Source organism: Eudoraea chungangensis (assembly GCF_029360665.1).
Lineage (GTDB): Bacteria > Bacteroidota > Bacteroidia > Flavobacteriales > Flavobacteriaceae > Eudoraea > Eudoraea chungangensis.
The window spans coordinates 259,010-274,912 of the sequence record NZ_JARDUB010000006.1 but is presented as its reverse complement, the minus strand read 5'-3'; the positions used below and the strand labels follow the sequence as shown (position 1 = coordinate 274,912).

Genomic DNA, 15,903 nt, shown 5'->3' with positions numbered 1-15,903 from the left:
TGTAAGTAATAATTATCAATTGTACCAATCTAGTCTTTTGAATGACAAACAGGCTCAAGCAACAATTATACCTAATAAATTATGTAAAACAATCATACAATTGTTTTGGAAAAGACGAGAGAAAGCATTATACTGAGATCTTATAAACTAAAACCTATTCATCCTATATGAGGCAACTTAAGATTATCAAGCAGGTAACCAATAGAGAATCAAAATCTTTGGATAAATACCTTCAAGATATCAGCAAAATAGAGCTTATAACTGCAAACGAAGAAGTAGAACTAGCTCAAAAAATAAGGACTGGAGATCAGGCCGCCCTAGAAAAATTAACCAATGCCAACCTTCGTTTTGTAGTATCTGTGGCAAAACAATATCAAAATCAAGGATTAAAATTACCAGATTTAATTAATGAAGGTAATGTTGGACTGGTTAAGGCAGCGAAGCGATTTGATGAAACGAGGGGCTTTAAGTTTATATCCTACGCCGTTTGGTGGATAAGACAGTCTATACTGCAGGCACTGGCAGAACAGTCAAGGGTGGTTAGACTTCCTCTTAACAAAATTGGATCTATCAATAAAATTAAAAAGACTTTTTCCTATTTAGAACAGGCCCATGAGCGTCCGCCTTCTGCGGAAGAAATTGCTAAGGAATTGGAAATGAGTGTCAGCGAGGTTAAACAGTCTATTAAGAATTCTGGAAGACATGTATCTATGGATGCTCCTTTAAAGGAAGGAGAAGATTCAAATTTATACGATGTAATGCGCTCTGGTGAATCCCCCAGGCCAGACAGAGATTTAATGCAACAATCCTTAAATACAGAGATTAACAGAGCTCTCGAGACCTTATCTCCCAGAGAGGCAGATGTAGTAAAACTTTATTATGGTATCGGGGATCAGCAAAGTATGACCTTGGCTGAAATTGGCCAGACTTTTGACCTTACAAGGGAAAGAGTCCGACAAATAAGAGAGAAAGCCATCCGAAAATTAAGACATAATTCTAGGAGTAAATTGCTAAAAACTTATTTAGGATAATAAAAAAACTCGGAAATCTTCCGAGTTTTTGTTTTTTTAAGTTGTTTTTTTTTAAGAACAACTGAGTTTACTGATTTCGTAGTCTGTAAGGATGTCGTTGAGGTCTTCCAAGAAATTCATGTAAGCCGCATTATCCTGGTTTTGATTTGCCATAGTTGAGTGTATTAAAAAAGATTAGCCGGACGGGCTATAAATAGTCCACCTCGGCTAATTCGTTTAAACTTAAAATTTCATTTAATTCTTGAAGGAATTTTAAATACTCCTCCCCGTAGGTATCGTATAACATGGTAAGTTTGGTTTTCGTTATTGAGATTTGGGTGTCAATAATTGCTTAGTAAACATATCCTTTATGTTCCCGTTTTACAACAAATTGTGGTGAATGCTCAATTTTTTGTTGTGAACGTAATTAATTTAATGGTTTAGATGGTCTTAAAAATTAGTCTCATACCGCAGTCCGGCGGAAATAGCATAGAAAAACTGTCCGGCATCAAAAACGAATTCTTGCCTTGTAAGGCCCAGTAGGCCTCTGTATTGGTTTGTGTTAGTTTTACCCTGAAAAGCGTATTCAAGCAAAAGTTGCTGAGATTCAACAAAAAGTAGGGTTTCGGACAATATAACATCACTGTTTGAAATTAACTGAATAATTTCTGGGGTGAATCCATAACTAAAGTTAAGGCCGAAATAGTTGTATTTGTTTTTTAAATACTTTCTGGCCAGTAGATTACCCGAAAGCCCTATGGGGCCATCTTGCCTGGGGGTTATATAGGGTCTTATGGAGAAATAATAGTTTCCTTTATACATTCCGACAGATCCGGTATATATTGTTGCAGCACTTGTTTCAAAGTCTAAATATCGCATACCCAGAGAAGCTTCATAAGCTTTTGGTAAATTGGCATAAAGTTCAAGTCCAGCCCTGTGTTTCGGAAAAATTGGATGATTAGAATAACCGTAATTCGTATAAGCATACAAGGTCTTTGAAATTTTGGGGTAGGCATCTAGTTCAAATTGCAATCCATTGGCATTAAATCGATTAGCATAGGTTACCCTTGGAATTACTTTTCCATATTCTGTTGTTCTGGTAAACTCGATGGTTGAAAATATCATCGGATCATAGACTATGTCAAAAACGTCAAATGAATTGATAAATCCAATTTTGTTTTTCAGCATTTTAGGTACTTCCTCTTCTTTGGTTTCTAATAAAAAATCGGTCTCTTTCTGAAGTTCATATATTTTGTTATATGCTATTTTTTGTAAGTTGAGAAGATCTACATCTTCCTTTAAATAAAGAAGGGCCTTATTAGATAGACCAAGTGCTGTAGAATAATTCTTGGCATATATTTCATTTTTTATGGCTGCAACCCATACTTCTTTATTCGTCTTTTCTACGGAAATAATTCTATTAAACTCTTTACGAGCTTTATTGTATTGTCCATCCCAGCTATGTGTTTTAGCCAATAGATTTCTAACATCGGCGTAGTCTGGATATTTAGTCAATACAGAGGAGAGCGTATCTCTTGCAGCTGAATGTTCTCCATTAAAAGCAAGATCTCTTGCGATAAAAAATGAATTATCAGGATTGCCATTATACGCCAATTCCTGACCTATAGTGCTAAACACTATTAAAAACATCATTCCTAATAAAAGATTTTTCAACATTAAATACGGTTCTTCTATCTTATTTACTAGCTACCTTTTTTATTTCTCCCGAGGAGGAAGAGTTCGCCTGAAGACTTTTTTTAGCCCTATTTATTCGTTCCAATACTTCTATGTCCCTAATGTCATTTTGATAAACCTTTTGTTCTACAACTCTAGCCAAATGATTCTGATCAGACCAGAAGTAGGTATCTAATAGTGCCGCATAACCATCAGCATATACGGGGTATTTATCTATGGTTTTTTCCAAAATCTCTTTAGATTTAACGTAATTCTCCTGCCATGCATAGATACGACCCATAAGTATTTCCGTATCTGCATGTCCTGGTACTTGAGAAAGAATATATTTACTTAAGGTTAGGGCCTTTTTATATTCTCCTTCAAAAGCTAAGTCTTTTGCGGTATCGTAAGCATTATCATAATCCGTGCCACTAAAGACACTGTTAATCCAAATAACATCTTCCTTTGTAGGAGGCATATACAGGGAAGCGCTATGTTGGCTTTCATTTGGTACTATTTTATTATTTGTCATCACATAGGAGTTTACAGCTTTAAAATATTTAAATTCTTCTTTTATTTTTATGGATGGATTATTTGAATCTTCCATATGCATTTCTGGAGTTAATTCGTAGTAAGTCCCATCGGAAAGGAAGTGTTTTCCGGAGATATAATCCTTTATGTTATTCTTATGTCTAAAAAGGGGTATTTCTTTATTCTGCTTGAAGATGCCTTCATGATTTAGGCTTTGTCCCAGCCAGGAAGTTTTATCGGGTAATTGAAAGTCATCATATTGTTCTTCAAGTAATCCAAGTATTGAAGGAACAAAATCTAATTGAGATACTAGTGCGGGAATCGTCTTAGCTTCTTTTAATAACGGGCTATAAATTATTAGCGGTACTTTATAACGATCAAGGCTTTGGTTTAGAGGTAAGTCGGTAGAATTATGACTGCCTGTTATAATGAAAATGGTATTGCTAAAATTTGAGTTTTTCCGGTATTCCTTAAAAAATAATTTCAGGGCTTCATCTGAATATAATACGCTGGCAAATAACTCTTTATTTTTGCTTATTAACTTTTTAATTCTAGAATCTTCTAGCTTATTTGAAATATGTACTGCTACTTTTTGTTGGTATTCAAGGCTATTGGGTATAGAAAAAGGTTTTTTCGTACTTAAGGTAAGAAAAACGTCTAGTCTTGGATTTTCAAAATATTGAATATCCGCCAACCATTTGGCAAATAATTCTTTGTCGGGATATCCCAGTGAAATTCCTGCCGCATCTTCTTCTTGCTTTTTGTAGGAAGTTCCAAATCCTTTGCTGTCCAAGATATAATCTACATTTTCATCGTAAAGAAACCGATCTATTTTTTGTAAGGCGCTATTTCCACCATAGTTAAAGGATGTTGCAAAGCCATTTCTTTTCAGAATACTGAATAAAGTGTTTCTGAAAGGAAGTTCTGCAGCGTTGGTAAATCCCTCTTCCCCAAAGGGTAAAGACCCAATAAATCCCGGTATTGCAGCATAGCTTTCTCCAGCATTACTGATAAAATTATTCCAGTATAGAGATTTGTTTATCAGAGAATCTAAGAAGGGAGTAAATCCTGGATAACTAGCTCTGCTGCCAACAAAACTATTACCTAGCCCTTCAACCATAATCATTACTATGTTTGGTTTTTCAGACTTTAAATCAAAGAATGTTGTTAGGCTATGGTCTTTATTATATTCTTTTATCAAAGGATATTCCAAACTACCATTATATTTGTTAACGTCTACTGCATCCTTAAGAACATGTGATATTAAGTATTGTGTTTTGTTTTCATTTACCGGCTTTTTTGGGGAAGTAAGAGTTGCCAGAAATAGGCTAAATAGAATAATGGTAAATGGATACATCCGGCTAATAGTTCTATAAAAGGACGCCGAGATGTTATAAATGTAGTATAAGATAGCATATGAAATACTGCAAATAACAGCGGTGGCTACAAGAAAATAAAGCAGGGAGGTAATAGAGAAATAAGTATTTATTGCCCCGGTACCCAAGATCTCATATTCTCTCACATAAAAGTCGCAAAGTAGGCCCTCAATTAAAAGGATGAACATAAAGATTGCTACACAGACTTTAAAGCCTAATTGTGGTTTTTTTCTCTCCAAGAAATTAAATAGAAAGGCAAGAAAAAGACCAATAAACGCCGTAAACCCACTATGATGAAGAAGAAGAAGAAAAAAAGATTTGGTAAAAATAGCGGACAAAACCCCTTGCGAATAAAGATAGATGTTCTGGAACAAGGAAATAGCAATAAGCCCTACATAAAAGGAAATAATTAACCTAATAAAATCCCTTAGGGATTTAGGCAATAATTCTTTTGATGTTACATCTTTACCAGTCATTACTATGTCTTTGCAAATCCTTTTCGGACCTGTGATCCCCAACCTGATTGTATTTTAAACAGCTTCTTATAATTACCGCGAATTGCAGACCAAACAACCAGGGGGTGAAAGGTTATTGGTTCAACAAGAGCGCAAATAACCAGAATAAGTATATCTTTTGTTTTGGTATATTGGTTATAGGAATACACATCCCAAAGAATAGCGTATAGGGAGAACATTACAGAAAATGTATAGACCATAAACGTTATGGCTATAAAAAATTCAATGTTCAAGATTCCCAAAAAATAAAACATGATAATGGAAAAGAATCCCAAGAACTCCAGAATTGGGGCCATCCATTCATAAAAAAACCAATAGGGATAACTCAGCATTCCCAAACGGCCAAATTTTGGGTTAAAAAACATGTCTTTGTGTTTGTAAAGTGTCTCGAGATTACCTCTTGCCCATCTATCTCTTTGATTCACCAGGATTTTAGCACTTTCAGGTACTTCTGTCCAACATAAAGGGTCAGGAATATACTCTACTGTATAGGGCTCTTTGCGTTCATGCATATGGCGTCTCATTCTAAAAATGATCTCCATGTCTTCACCTACAGTATTGGTATCATAACCACCAACTTCTAGGGCTATTTCACGATCAAAAAATCCAAAAGCACCAGATATTATCAATAAGCTGTCTATTCTTCCCCATGCCATTCTTCCCAGTAAAAAAGACCTCGTATATTCTAAAAGCTGAAATTTAGCCAACCAGTTTTTTGGCAGTCTTATTTCCTGTAACCTCCCTCCTTCTATCTTACAAGAGTTGGCAATTCTAATAACTCCTCCTACCGCGATTACCTTTTTCTCACTGCGTTGATAGAATGACTTAACCACATGTAATAAGGCATCTGGTAAGAGTAGGCAATCCACATCTATACATCCCACATATTGATTTCTGGATAGATGTATACCTGTGTTGAGAGCATCAGACTTCCCGCCGTTCTCCTTGTCTATTACGGTTAATTTATCGAACGAGCGCTGTTTTGATTTGTAAACGCCTCTAATCGGTTTGGAAAGCCATCCAGGATCAGGTGTATAGGCTATTTCATAGAGATCATAAGCTTCTATCATTTTAGCCAGCGTATCATCCTTACTCCCATCATTCACCACCATTACTTCATAGTTAACGTATTTTAGAGAGAGTAAGGATCTAATATTTTCAACTATAGTAAGTCCCTCGTTATAAGCAGGGGCAATTATGGTGATGCTTGGAGCCATTGGTGAGGCCATTACCTTTGATAGGTCTACAAAGCTATTCTTGTGTTTATAGTGCAGAGAGTTTCTGGTAGACAGATACCCCATAACGCTAAACATAGTAAATAGAATTGTGGTAAACAGTAAGAATATTACGTTTAGGTATTCTATTAGGATATGTAATACGCCATTATCCACTAAGCGCTTGTATTAAAAAATTTTAGTGTAATTTTTTTTATACTATTAAGGAAACCAGCTTTTTCGGATATTTCAACTTCTTTCTTAACTGGTTCCTTCTCGGTCGGTTCTTTTAACTTGTGCTGTTTGCCATCTTTTTGTTCTTGTGTCTCCAGAGACAGGTCGAACTCAATATCTAAATAATTTTCAAGTGCTTTTTCTTGTTCGTCAAGACTTAACTTGCCTACGTTCTTTGCGTCATTTTGACCCTCTTTTACTATGGGATTACCTGAGATAACTTCAACACCTGACCGTTTTTTGTGAGATAAGACATCCTGTTTTTCATTGGCTTTGTTTTCTAAACTTTTCGCTAACTGGGTATATATTTTTTCGGCCTTAATTCTTACTGATTTCTCTTTGTCTGTCTTTACTATGTTTAGAAACTCAAGTTCTTTTTCTTCCCCAACTGCTAGAATTTCATCCAGAAGAATTAGTTTTGATTCTTTGTCACTATCTCGGAACATTTCAGCAAAAATGCTAAAGCAATTCATAGTCTTTTCTTTTTCTGGAAGAGAATTTAAGGGTTTTGTCTTTACATTAGCGGTCATAGTTTCTGTGTTATTTGTTATTGTTGGTTGTGTTTCTACTGGAGCTAAACTCTGCGTTATTCCATTCCAGTCTATAGATTTATCAAGAGATGGCAAAGAAGACTCTTCTACAGGCATCCACTCCACTTTAAGCAGCTCGCGATACATTTCAAAATAATCTTCTTCATAGTCCACAGGTTCATGAAATACCTCGATTTCATTAATTGATATTTTATCAGAATCTATCTGTACTGGGGTTTGTTCAATTTCATCATTAGTTACTAGCGGTAGAAATGAGGCTTCCACGACATCGATATTTTTGATATCTACATCGTCAATATCTTCTTTCTTTAAGCCATCTAATAAGTCTTCTAATTGTAATTGGAATTCTACTTCTTGGAATTCATCGTTTAATGAATTTCCCAAATCTACATCCAATTCTTTTTCTTCTATTGTGGGCGCTTTATCTTCCACTAGAAATTCATTGTTTTCTGTTACCACTGGTAAAAAGTCTAAGGGCAGTATGGCAGTAAATTCGGATTCTTCCTCCAACTCATTTAGAATATCTTCTAGTTCTTCTTTGAAGCATAAATTGAAAATTTCTTCATCCTCATTATCTGCATCCAATATATTATCCAAAGAATTGTGCTGCTCTTTCCCAAAAGAATCTATGTTTTCCTTGGGTGGTAATGGGTTATCTTCTTCCATAACTAGAGTATTGGTTGGTATGGGTTTTATCTGCGTCTTTCTTTCCTGTGTCTTGTCTAAATCCTTATCGATTTCCGAGGTAGGTACAATGGTTCCCGGTTGAATTACATTAAGAACACTGTGTATCTTATTCTTAACAATGAAGTTTGTTTCTCTTTTTTCAATATTCTCCAAAAAGAAAAGATCTTTTTTCTCTCCTAAAACCGCAAGGAAATCGAGTATCATAATTTTAATATCCGTCTTGCAATTAGAAAAAATATCTTTTAAGGTTTCTTTAGCCTCCTTTACTCTAAATTCTTTTAAACAAAATATAGCCTCTGCCTTTACCTGATCGTTTTTATGTTTTACCAAGGGAATCATAGCGATCCCTGCATCTATTTGGTGGTAATGCTTAATTAGCCTTAATGAAAAAAGGACTACATCTCTATTGTTAGAAGTGAGCCAGACTTTAAAACTTGGTGGGATAAAACCTTCTAAGTTTTGTAGTACTTCTAGAAGCTTTAGTTGCTGCCATTCAGATATTTTGTATCGCGTGGTGTCTAGAAAAAAGTTAATACCTTCATGCGTTAGAGTAACGGCGGATATTTGTGCCTGTTTTCTAATTATTCCCCGCTTGTCATTTATAAATTTCTTTATAAATCCGTAGGAGCTGGTAACTTTCATCTGAGTAAGCTCTAAAATCCCTTTAGAAACAATCTCCCATCGCCAGCTGTCTAGTTTTTTGATCGCTTCAAGATGTAATTCTAATTCTTTATAAAGTCTATAAACCCTTTTTCGTGCGTCGCCAGAAACATCTTTTTGCAGATCTAACAGTACTTCAGCAATTACTTCTTTATTTCGCGCATCTTTCAGGAGTTCTCTAATGGCAATTTTTAACTCTACATAATTTCTTTTCTCTTCTTTGCTATCTTCTGTTTCATGAAACAAAAAAGTAGAAATCATTGGCGCAACGTCCTTTTTTCTCCTAGCAATGAGTTCAGATTTTAATCTAATTCGTCGCTTATAATAAAAGATAAAAAAGAAATAAAGTATACCCAAAGCTGAAAACACAAAGGTTAGATCCCATAAAAGATTCGTTTGAATTTTTGGAACTTCCAAAAGTGCGTTAAGTTGATATGTTTTCAGACTTTCAATTACCATTTATACATTGCATAAAACTCTTTCAATTCTTGCTATTAGCTCAGCCGGACTAATAGGCTTAGGAATAAAATCGTCTGCACCAAGTTCAAATGCACTTAGTACATTATCCTCATTTCCGGCACTGGAAATAATTATCATAGGTGTGTGTAAACCTAAGTGGTGCCTCACATAGTCTATCAATTCAATACCTGAGAAATAGGGCATCATAATATCGCTTACTATTACATCTGGTTTATTTTGTTCTAAATACTCTTTTACCTCTCTCCCATTCCGGGCTAGCTCCACTACGAATCCTGCTTTCTCTAAACGGTAACTCAAGAGCGCCCCTAAAAGCTCATCATCCTCTGCTAGTAATAAGTATCGTTTTATCATTTGTTAAATTCCTTCTTTTCGTAAATTTTCCATAGCCATGTTTAGAGCTCTTTCCTCCATGGGATATTCCATAACAAAACGGTCATATAAGAATTGCATCCTATTTAGGTCTTCGGTGGTTTTTGCGATAGCCGACATATTCTCAACAATACTTCTTAGATTTTCTGAGGCAAGCATATATAGCCCCGCTTTGATTTTATGCGTGGCAAGGAGAATTCCCTTAAAATCGTTGCTTTTAATTGAAAGTCTTAATCTTCCAATGAATTCTATTGCATTACGCTGGTAGTGTTCCATAATTTCTTGAAGAACCTCCAAATCCCCATCACATGAATAAAGGACTGCTTGTACATTTTGTGCTATCGAATTTGGTTTAGAATTATCCTTTACCCTTCCTTCCATGATTACGGAATCTCTAAAGGCTAAACCGTTTTTTAGTTGTCCTGATAATTTTACATGAAGTTCTTCCGGGCTAAAGGGTTTTCGTATTAAATCGTTAATCTTTAAGGCCTTCATTCTTTTACTAATATCTGCTGACAAATCTGCCGTGATTAGAATTATTGGGATATTCTTAATTTGATTGTCTTTGCTAGATCTAATTTTGTGTGCAATCTCGAAACCTGAAAGCAATGGCATATTTATGTCTAATAATACCAAGTCGAAAGAAGCTGTATTTAGTTTATTTAGTCCAAAGAGAGCGTTTTCGGCCATATAGACATCACAGCCCCAACTTACAAGTCTTTGTTCGAGCATTTTTTTGTTTAAGGGGTTATCCTCGAACGCTAATATTTTTGCACTACTTATGGGAACTGTATTAGTAGCTTCTACAAAATTTTCAGATTTTTGAATAGCTTCTTTAAAGGAAAGTTGAAAGATGAATTTGGTTCCTTTACCTAGTTTACTCTCAACACTGATTTTTCCATTTTGTTTTTCAATGATTTGTTTAACCACGCTCAATCCAAGTCCAATTCCGCCATAGCCAAGGCCATCGTTATCATGAACTTGTTGAAAGGAATTAAAAATTTTCTTTAAATCTTTTTCCGCAATTCCTATCCCGGTATCCGATAGCTCAAACTTAAGCGTTAAAACACCTTTGGTATTTTCAATCAATCTTACCCTGATCCTTATAATTCCCTGATTCGAAAATTTAATGGAATTTCCTAAAATATTCAGTAGCACTTGCGATAATTTCGATGAAGATCCATGCAATCTTTTAGGGATTCTTTTGTCTACATCTACCTGTAGTTTTAGGTCTTTGCCTATCATGAGGGAATTGCACAAATGAACGGTTTCCTGAATAAGTGCGTAAAAATTAAAATCATTAGTTTCAAAGGAACTTATGCCCGCCCTTAGTTTGCTATAGTCCTGAAGTTCGTTTAATATCCTTAACAACTGTTTTGAAGAGGAAGCAATAGCATTTACTTGAAATAATTGGTTCTTTGTTAGTTCGCTTTCCTTTAGCAGTTCTAAAAATCCCATAATTCCAGTAAGGGGTGTTCTCATTTCATGACTTACCGTTGCGATAAGCTTCTCGGTTGGATTTAAGGAAGTACTTACCTCCTCGTCTATTTCACCTTTTGTCCATTCGCCAGGTACATTATCGCCCCATATCCTAAGTTCTAGTTGTTTTTTAAAATCATCATAGGATTTCTTAAGATTCCGTGCTTCAATTGCGGAAAGCTCTTCAAAAGAAAAACTATTGAGGGAGGATTCTAGTTGTGATAATTGAGAAAGTAGATTTTTTGAATTCAAAAGTATGTAAGATTATGGCGGTTTTTGTCGGGAAATGGTCTTCACTTTGTCGATGAAGGCCTAAAAACCCTGACGGTCTTTTATTAATTAAGTTAAAAATCCGCCAATGATGCGCCTTATACAATTAAATGTTACCTAGGGTTGATATACTGTTGTAAAATGGCTTTATTTGTAGGTATAAATTCTTACAAATGCGACAATATATTGGTGTTTTTTGCCTTTTGGCCGTTCTTTCTTGTGATGGAACTAAATCCAAATCCCCTGAAAATATGTTAGCTAAAGCCAAAGCAATTCATGAAAGAGTCATAACAATTGATACGCATGACGACATAAACGTGGCTAATTTTACGGACAGTATAAATTATACTCAAGACCTTGAAACGCAGGTAAATCTGCCTAAAATGATAGAAGGTGGCTTAGATGTAGCGTGGTTTATTGTATATACCGGACAAGACTCTTTAAACCCTTCGGGTTATAAAAATGCCAAGGCGAACGCCATGGCTAAATTTGAAGCAATTCATAAGTTATGTGAAGAATTTGCTCCAGATCAAATTGGCTTGGCTCTAACCTCCGACGAGGTTAGGAAGATTCATAAGTCCGGCAGACGAGTAGCGATGATTGGTGTAGAAAATGCGTATCCCATGGGGGAAGACATTTCTGCCTTTGAGACCTACTATGCGCTGGGAGCACGCTATGTTTCCCTTGCCCATAACGGGCATAGTCAATTTTGTGATTCACACACAGGTGAAGCAAATAATGAGTGGTTACATAATGGTTTAAGTGAATTAGGTAGAAATGCTGTTAATGAGATGAATAGGCTGGGTATAATGATAGATGTTTCTCATGTTTCTTATCGTTCTATGACGGACATTATTGAGCTCTCAAAGGCCCCTATAATTGCATCACATTCCTCCTCAAGATCCTTATGTGATCATAGCAGAAATTTAACCGATGAACAGCTTCAATTAATTAAGGAGAACGGTGGGGTGGTGCAAACTGTCGCTTTGGATACATACGTAAACAGGGAGAAGAAAGAAAAGCGGGATCTCTTTTATAAAGAAATATATAAGGCTGTTGGTGATTCTTTGGGCCTAAGCTGGTATGATCGCTCTGAATATAAGAATCTGAGTGTATCTGAAAAACAGAATTTTTCTAAAAACCGCAAGGCGATTGCAAAGGTGGCACATGCTATTTGGGACCAAAAGTCAGATACTCCTTCCGCTGTAAATGTTGCTGATTTTGTAGATCATATAGACTATATGGTTCAACTAATTGGTATCGACCATGTAGGTATTAGCTCAGATTTTGATGGTGGTGGTGGTATTTCAGGTTGGAATGATGCTTCCGAAACCTTTAATATAACCTTAGAATTAGTGAAAAGAGGATATTCTGAAGTGGACATAGCGAAATTGTGGGGAGAAAACCTACTTCGAGTTTTGGATGCGGTACAAGAATATGCCAGAACTGTTCCGGAATAAATGGCTGATAGACTACTTTTTTTAAGAAAACTTCCAAAGTTTTATAATGGTATTAACACTTAGCCATGGGCAATTGATAAAATTTGTTAAGGTATCAATAATGTTTTCTTAATTATTTTAAGCACCCAGATGAAATTGAATAGCTTTAGTAAAATTAAACCAATTTCATCATGCAAACGATCAGTAAATATGTAATAGCCTTTATCATGCTATTATCCACAAACTACATTGAAGACATTTCGTCAGACAAAGAAAAACAAGCGGCAATTCCGGTTGAAACTCTAGAGATCAAATTAGAGTGGAAATGCCCCTCTGCAGTTCCATCAAAGTCTAATTGGTATAACTACAGCTAGTCTATGGAGGCTGTTAAAGATATTTTAGAATACTCTGATCCGTATTTCAAAGTATTCCAAGTTCCAAGATGGAGAGCCAAGCTATATAAGTTTATTGCCATTGACCTTTGGGGAAATGTTCCCGGTAATATTCAACGTGGAATTTCTGCATATTACGCTTCTATTTACAATAAATCATTTACCAAAAGTATAATTAAACCTTATGTGAGGTTTTATTATAAAGATTCGAATTACTTGTCCAAGTTTCAACCGCCAGAAGGAAAAAGTAAGTTCGAGAGTTTTCAGGACTTTTTTATAAGAAGATTTAAAGAAATTCCAAAAAATGCCAGCGATTGGGTCTGGCCATGTGAGGGCTTACTCTGCGATATTAGCCGGATTAGTGAGCAGAAAGTTTCTTCCGTTAAAGGGGATAAAAGGAATATTTGGACCATTTTTGGGCGCACCAAAGAACAGATACCACAAGACTATGTCTTTACAAATATTTTTCTGCATAACAAGAATTATCATAGAATACACTCCCCTGTAGAAGGCACCATAAGTCGTATTCAGCATATTCCAGGCGATTTGGTGATACTCAGGCCTTGGATTTATAAGCAAAACCCCTCTTTGCCAGCTTTTAGAAACGAGCGTTACAACATAGATATTATTGATAAAGATGGGCGTACATGGTTTCTTTCTATTGTAGGCGGTCCGGCTGTGGGTACTATAAAACTTCCTAAAGGAATAAGACTGGGACAGAAAGTAGATAAGCTAGCAGAAATTAGTATTTTTTATTTAGGATCTACCTGCTGTATTGCAGCTCCTATTGGTCCTAAGTATCACAGGCTTAACTCTTTTGTAGAAGTAGGATCTGTCTATTAAGGTTATTTATTTTATGGACTTAGGGATGACTAGTCTCGAATTTAGGCGTTTATTTAAGTTTTCGATAAGAAAAGTGGCCAATAAGGAAGAATCACTTTGCATGGTCTGATGAATAAAAAAGTCTATTTTGCGTAATCCACTTTTTTGCCATTGTTCTAGTTTGTTAACCCAAGTGTTTATCCTTTCGTAATCCACTTCCTGATTCGTAGCGACAAAACGTATAAAGGCCTCATTGTTTGTGAGACGCATATGCAGTAAGTCTCTTCTTCCCGCGGTATCAACCAATATATTGGAAATGTTATTGGTCTCTAATAAGTGGTAAAGCTCCTGTGAAAGAAATTCATCCCGGAACCAGTCCTCATGTCTAAATTCCAAGGCTAATGCAAATTCTTTAGGCCAATTTTCTACAAAATGAACCACCCTGTCCCAATTTTTTGGACCAAAATTAGGGTGCATTTGAAGAAAAATAGTACCTAGATTATTTTCGAAATTGGCGGTTGCATCTAGATATCGTTCTAAAGCAGGATAGGCCATTTCGTTTAGACGTCTAAGGTGACTAACATTTTGAACCATCTTTGGAAAAAATCTAAAATCTGTGGGAACCATTGTTTTCCACTTAATATACTGCTCTCTAGGGAAGATTCTATAGAAGGTAGCATTCAATTCAATACAATTAAACTGTTTTGCATAAAATGGAAGTTCTTCCTTGATTCCTTTAGGATAGAAATTCTTCAAGTCTTTTTTTCCCCATTTGGCGGTTCCAACATATAATTCAATGGTTTGTTCTTTTCCTTTATTTCTAAAGAGTTGCGTCGAATTGAAACGGTCTTCAGGTAAGGCGTAATCTATCAATTCCGGATGTTCCACTTTGCCAAATTTCATTCTAACAGCTAATTTTTATATGCACGTAATAAAAGTACAAATCGTTATTGGTATTCTTAACAATACCGTACTCAAGTTCATCCGCAATGTGATATTTAAATAATAGACTTCCTTCGGATGTTTATAAACCCGTTAACAAGTAATCTTCGATGTTTTAAGAAAAGAAATCTTATTCTCTAATTTTATAAAAACTAAGGCAATGGACGAACGCAGCTCACAATTATTGAGAATACGACCCAATTTGGCAAATGCGAAAATATTACCCAACATGTCTTCGGACGAAAGATTCCAAAATGAAACATTAAGACCAATTCTGAAATTACAAAACGTATTGCTGATTGAAGTTTTTAAGAACTACATAACGAAACACAAGAAGGCATTTTATGAGCTCAGTGTTGAAGGCAGACTTAACTACATCGAAAATTCTATCCAAAAAGACATAAAGTTTCGAAATTCCCTCAAAGGTATAATTATAGGTCAGTTTTCAGTTGAAGAGTATATAGAATACATCAAAAATTCATCCTCTCTAAATAAAAGAATGATGAATATGGTCATAGAACGACTTAAAGACCAGGTGCAGGCCTTTGAAGTAGCCGCCTTAGTTTAATAAGGATTCGCCATTTAAATTCGTTGTTAGAATATCACTCATCAGATCGAAAAATGGCCTTATTTCTTTAAAAGAGAAATTCACTTCATCAGCAAAATTTGAAGCAAGTACTTCTTTATCCGTAAAACGTCTGATAAAAATAAATGCTTTTTTTCTGATTAAATCTATATTGGCATCTGATTTAGAAAAGCCTTTTGGAGCCGTCTTCACTTCATCCCCTTCTAACCCACCCCATACTTTTTTAAAGTGAGAATTCTCTACAACAGATTTAAAACTAGTACTATCTAATTCTAATTCTTTTCTTATTCTATAAAGATCTTCCTTGTTAGGTTCCCAGAAACCTGCTGCAATAAAGGTTTCCCCAGGTTTTAGTTGTAGGTAATATCCACCTCTTAGCTGAGCTCCATTCCTAGACATGGAACCGGCAAAATGCGGTTTATAAGGAGATTTGTCTTTGGAGAAGCGTACATCCCTATAAATCCGAAACATTTTCAATTTTTCTATATCATCATGTTCTTTCATTTTCTCTAAAAGATGGTTATAAAAGTCTTTTACCTCTGTTTCTATTTCCTTAAAGTGCGGCTTATTTTCAGCAAACCATTCCCTGTTATTATTTTCTTTTAATTTCTTTAAAAAGCCAAATGCTTCCTTAGAGACTGCCGTATTTCCCATATTAATTGGTAGTATTAA

13 protein-coding genes are annotated in these 15,903 nt (G+C 35.4%); 5 read left to right on the top strand and 8 right to left on the bottom strand.

All coding sequences use genetic code 11. The features are described from left to right. Window positions 1-167: 167 nt before the first annotated feature. On the top strand, window positions 168-1,031 hold the full coding sequence (locus PXG98_RS14070; protein ID WP_276392065.1) for a sigma-70 family RNA polymerase sigma factor: 864 nt from the start codon (window positions 168-170) through the stop codon (window positions 1,029-1,031). 429 nt (window positions 1,032-1,460) lie between these two features. Here the strand turns inward: PXG98_RS14070 and PXG98_RS14065 are convergent, their stop codons facing one another. The 6 genes from PXG98_RS14065 to PXG98_RS14040 all read right to left on the bottom strand — a co-directional run bounded on the left by PXG98_RS14065 (window position 1,461) and on the right by PXG98_RS14040 (window position 11,032). Then, a complete protein-coding gene (locus tag PXG98_RS14065; RefSeq protein WP_276392063.1) occupies window positions 1,461-2,687 on the bottom strand; it encodes a YaiO family outer membrane beta-barrel protein in 1,227 nt (408 codons plus the stop codon). 19 nt (window positions 2,688-2,706) lie between these two features. Beyond that, window positions 2,707-5,067 (bottom strand): sulfatase-like hydrolase/transferase, encoded by a 2,361-nt coding sequence (locus PXG98_RS14060; RefSeq protein WP_276392061.1) that lies wholly within the window; start codon window positions 5,065-5,067, stop codon window positions 2,707-2,709. 2 nt (window positions 5,068-5,069) lie between these two features. Then, window positions 5,070-6,419, bottom strand: coding sequence for a glycosyltransferase family 2 protein (locus tag PXG98_RS14055; protein ID WP_277612715.1), 1,350 nt, complete (start codon window positions 6,417-6,419; stop codon window positions 5,070-5,072). A 77-nt stretch (window positions 6,420-6,496) separates the two neighbouring features. After that, window positions 6,497-8,911, bottom strand: coding sequence for a HEAT repeat domain-containing protein (locus PXG98_RS14050; RefSeq protein WP_276392058.1), 2,415 nt, complete (start codon window positions 8,909-8,911; stop codon window positions 6,497-6,499). Continuing rightward, window positions 8,912-9,283: a response regulator transcription factor gene (locus PXG98_RS14045; RefSeq protein WP_276392057.1), complete on the bottom strand. Its 372-nt coding sequence runs from the start codon at window positions 9,281-9,283 to the stop codon at window positions 8,912-8,914. It abuts the gene before it with no gap. 3 nt (window positions 9,284-9,286) lie between these two features. Further along, window positions 9,287-11,032, bottom strand: a complete 1,746-nt coding sequence (locus PXG98_RS14040; RefSeq protein WP_276392054.1) for an ATP-binding protein — start codon at window positions 11,030-11,032, stop codon at window positions 9,287-9,289. 191 nt (window positions 11,033-11,223) lie between these two features. Here PXG98_RS14040 and PXG98_RS14035 point away from each other — a divergent pair, with 191 nt between their 5' ends. The 3 genes from PXG98_RS14035 (at window position 11,224) to PXG98_RS14025 (ending at window position 13,724) form a co-directional block, all read left to right on the top strand. Next, window positions 11,224-12,510 (top strand): dipeptidase, encoded by a 1,287-nt coding sequence (locus PXG98_RS14035; protein ID WP_276392052.1) that lies wholly within the window; start codon window positions 11,224-11,226, stop codon window positions 12,508-12,510. Between the two features lie 170 nt (window positions 12,511-12,680). Continuing rightward, entirely contained in the window at window positions 12,681-12,863 is a 183-nt protein-coding gene (locus tag PXG98_RS14030) for a hypothetical protein (RefSeq protein ID WP_276392051.1), read from the top strand. A 3-nt stretch (window positions 12,864-12,866) separates the two neighbouring features. Next, window positions 12,867-13,724 carry a phosphatidylserine decarboxylase gene (locus PXG98_RS14025; RefSeq protein ID WP_276392049.1) on the top strand — a complete coding sequence of 286 codons (858 nt, stop codon included), beginning with the start codon at window positions 12,867-12,869 and terminating at the stop codon, window positions 13,722-13,724. Window positions 13,725-13,730: 6 nt separating this feature from the next. On the opposite strand, the gene PXG98_RS14020 is transcribed toward PXG98_RS14025, so the two are convergent. Then, window positions 13,731-14,606, bottom strand: coding sequence for a DUF72 domain-containing protein (locus PXG98_RS14020; protein WP_276392047.1), 876 nt, complete (start codon window positions 14,604-14,606; stop codon window positions 13,731-13,733). 199 nt (window positions 14,607-14,805) lie between these two features. On the opposite strand from PXG98_RS14020, the gene PXG98_RS14015 reads away from it, so the two are divergent. Then, window positions 14,806-15,213 carry a glyoxalase gene (locus tag PXG98_RS14015; protein ID WP_276392046.1) on the top strand — a complete coding sequence of 136 codons (408 nt, stop codon included), beginning with the start codon at window positions 14,806-14,808 and terminating at the stop codon, window positions 15,211-15,213. Here PXG98_RS14015 and PXG98_RS14010 read toward each other — a convergent pair. After that, on the bottom strand, window positions 15,205-15,885 hold the full coding sequence (locus tag PXG98_RS14010) for a DUF2461 domain-containing protein (protein ID WP_276392045.1): 681 nt from the start codon (window positions 15,883-15,885) through the stop codon (window positions 15,205-15,207). The genes PXG98_RS14015 and PXG98_RS14010 overlap by 9 nt on opposite strands. Window positions 15,886-15,903 lie beyond the last annotated feature (18 nt).

Bases quoted from the DNA above. Each gene is read 5' to 3' on its own strand.
- PXG98_RS14070 (WP_276392065.1), top strand. From the start codon at position 168: ATGAGGCAACTTAAGATTATCAAGCAGGTAACCAATAGAGAATCAAAA.
- PXG98_RS14065 (WP_276392063.1), bottom strand. From the start codon at position 2,687: ATGTTGAAAAATCTTTTATTAGGAATGATGTTTTTAATAGTGTTTAGC.
- PXG98_RS14060 (WP_276392061.1), bottom strand. From the start codon at position 5,067: ATGACTGGTAAAGATGTAACATCAAAAGAATTATTGCCTAAATCCCTA.
- PXG98_RS14055 (WP_277612715.1), bottom strand. From the start codon at position 6,419: ATGTTTAGCGTTATGGGGTATCTGTCTACCAGAAACTCTCTGCACTAT.
- PXG98_RS14050 (WP_276392058.1), bottom strand. From the start codon at position 8,911: ATGGTAATTGAAAGTCTGAAAACATATCAACTTAACGCACTTTTGGAA.
- PXG98_RS14045 (WP_276392057.1), bottom strand. From the start codon at position 9,283: ATGATAAAACGATACTTATTACTAGCAGAGGATGATGAGCTTTTAGGG.
- PXG98_RS14035 (WP_276392052.1), top strand. From the start codon at position 11,224: ATGCGACAATATATTGGTGTTTTTTGCCTTTTGGCCGTTCTTTCTTGT.
- PXG98_RS14030 (WP_276392051.1), top strand. From the start codon at position 12,681: ATGCAAACGATCAGTAAATATGTAATAGCCTTTATCATGCTATTATCC.
- PXG98_RS14025 (WP_276392049.1), top strand. From the start codon at position 12,867: ATGGAGGCTGTTAAAGATATTTTAGAATACTCTGATCCGTATTTCAAA.
- PXG98_RS14020 (WP_276392047.1), bottom strand. From the start codon at position 14,606: ATGAAATTTGGCAAAGTGGAACATCCGGAATTGATAGATTACGCCTTA.
- PXG98_RS14015 (WP_276392046.1), top strand. From the start codon at position 14,806: ATGGACGAACGCAGCTCACAATTATTGAGAATACGACCCAATTTGGCA.
- PXG98_RS14010 (WP_276392045.1), bottom strand. From the start codon at position 15,885: ATGGGAAATACGGCAGTCTCTAAGGAAGCATTTGGCTTTTTAAAGAAA.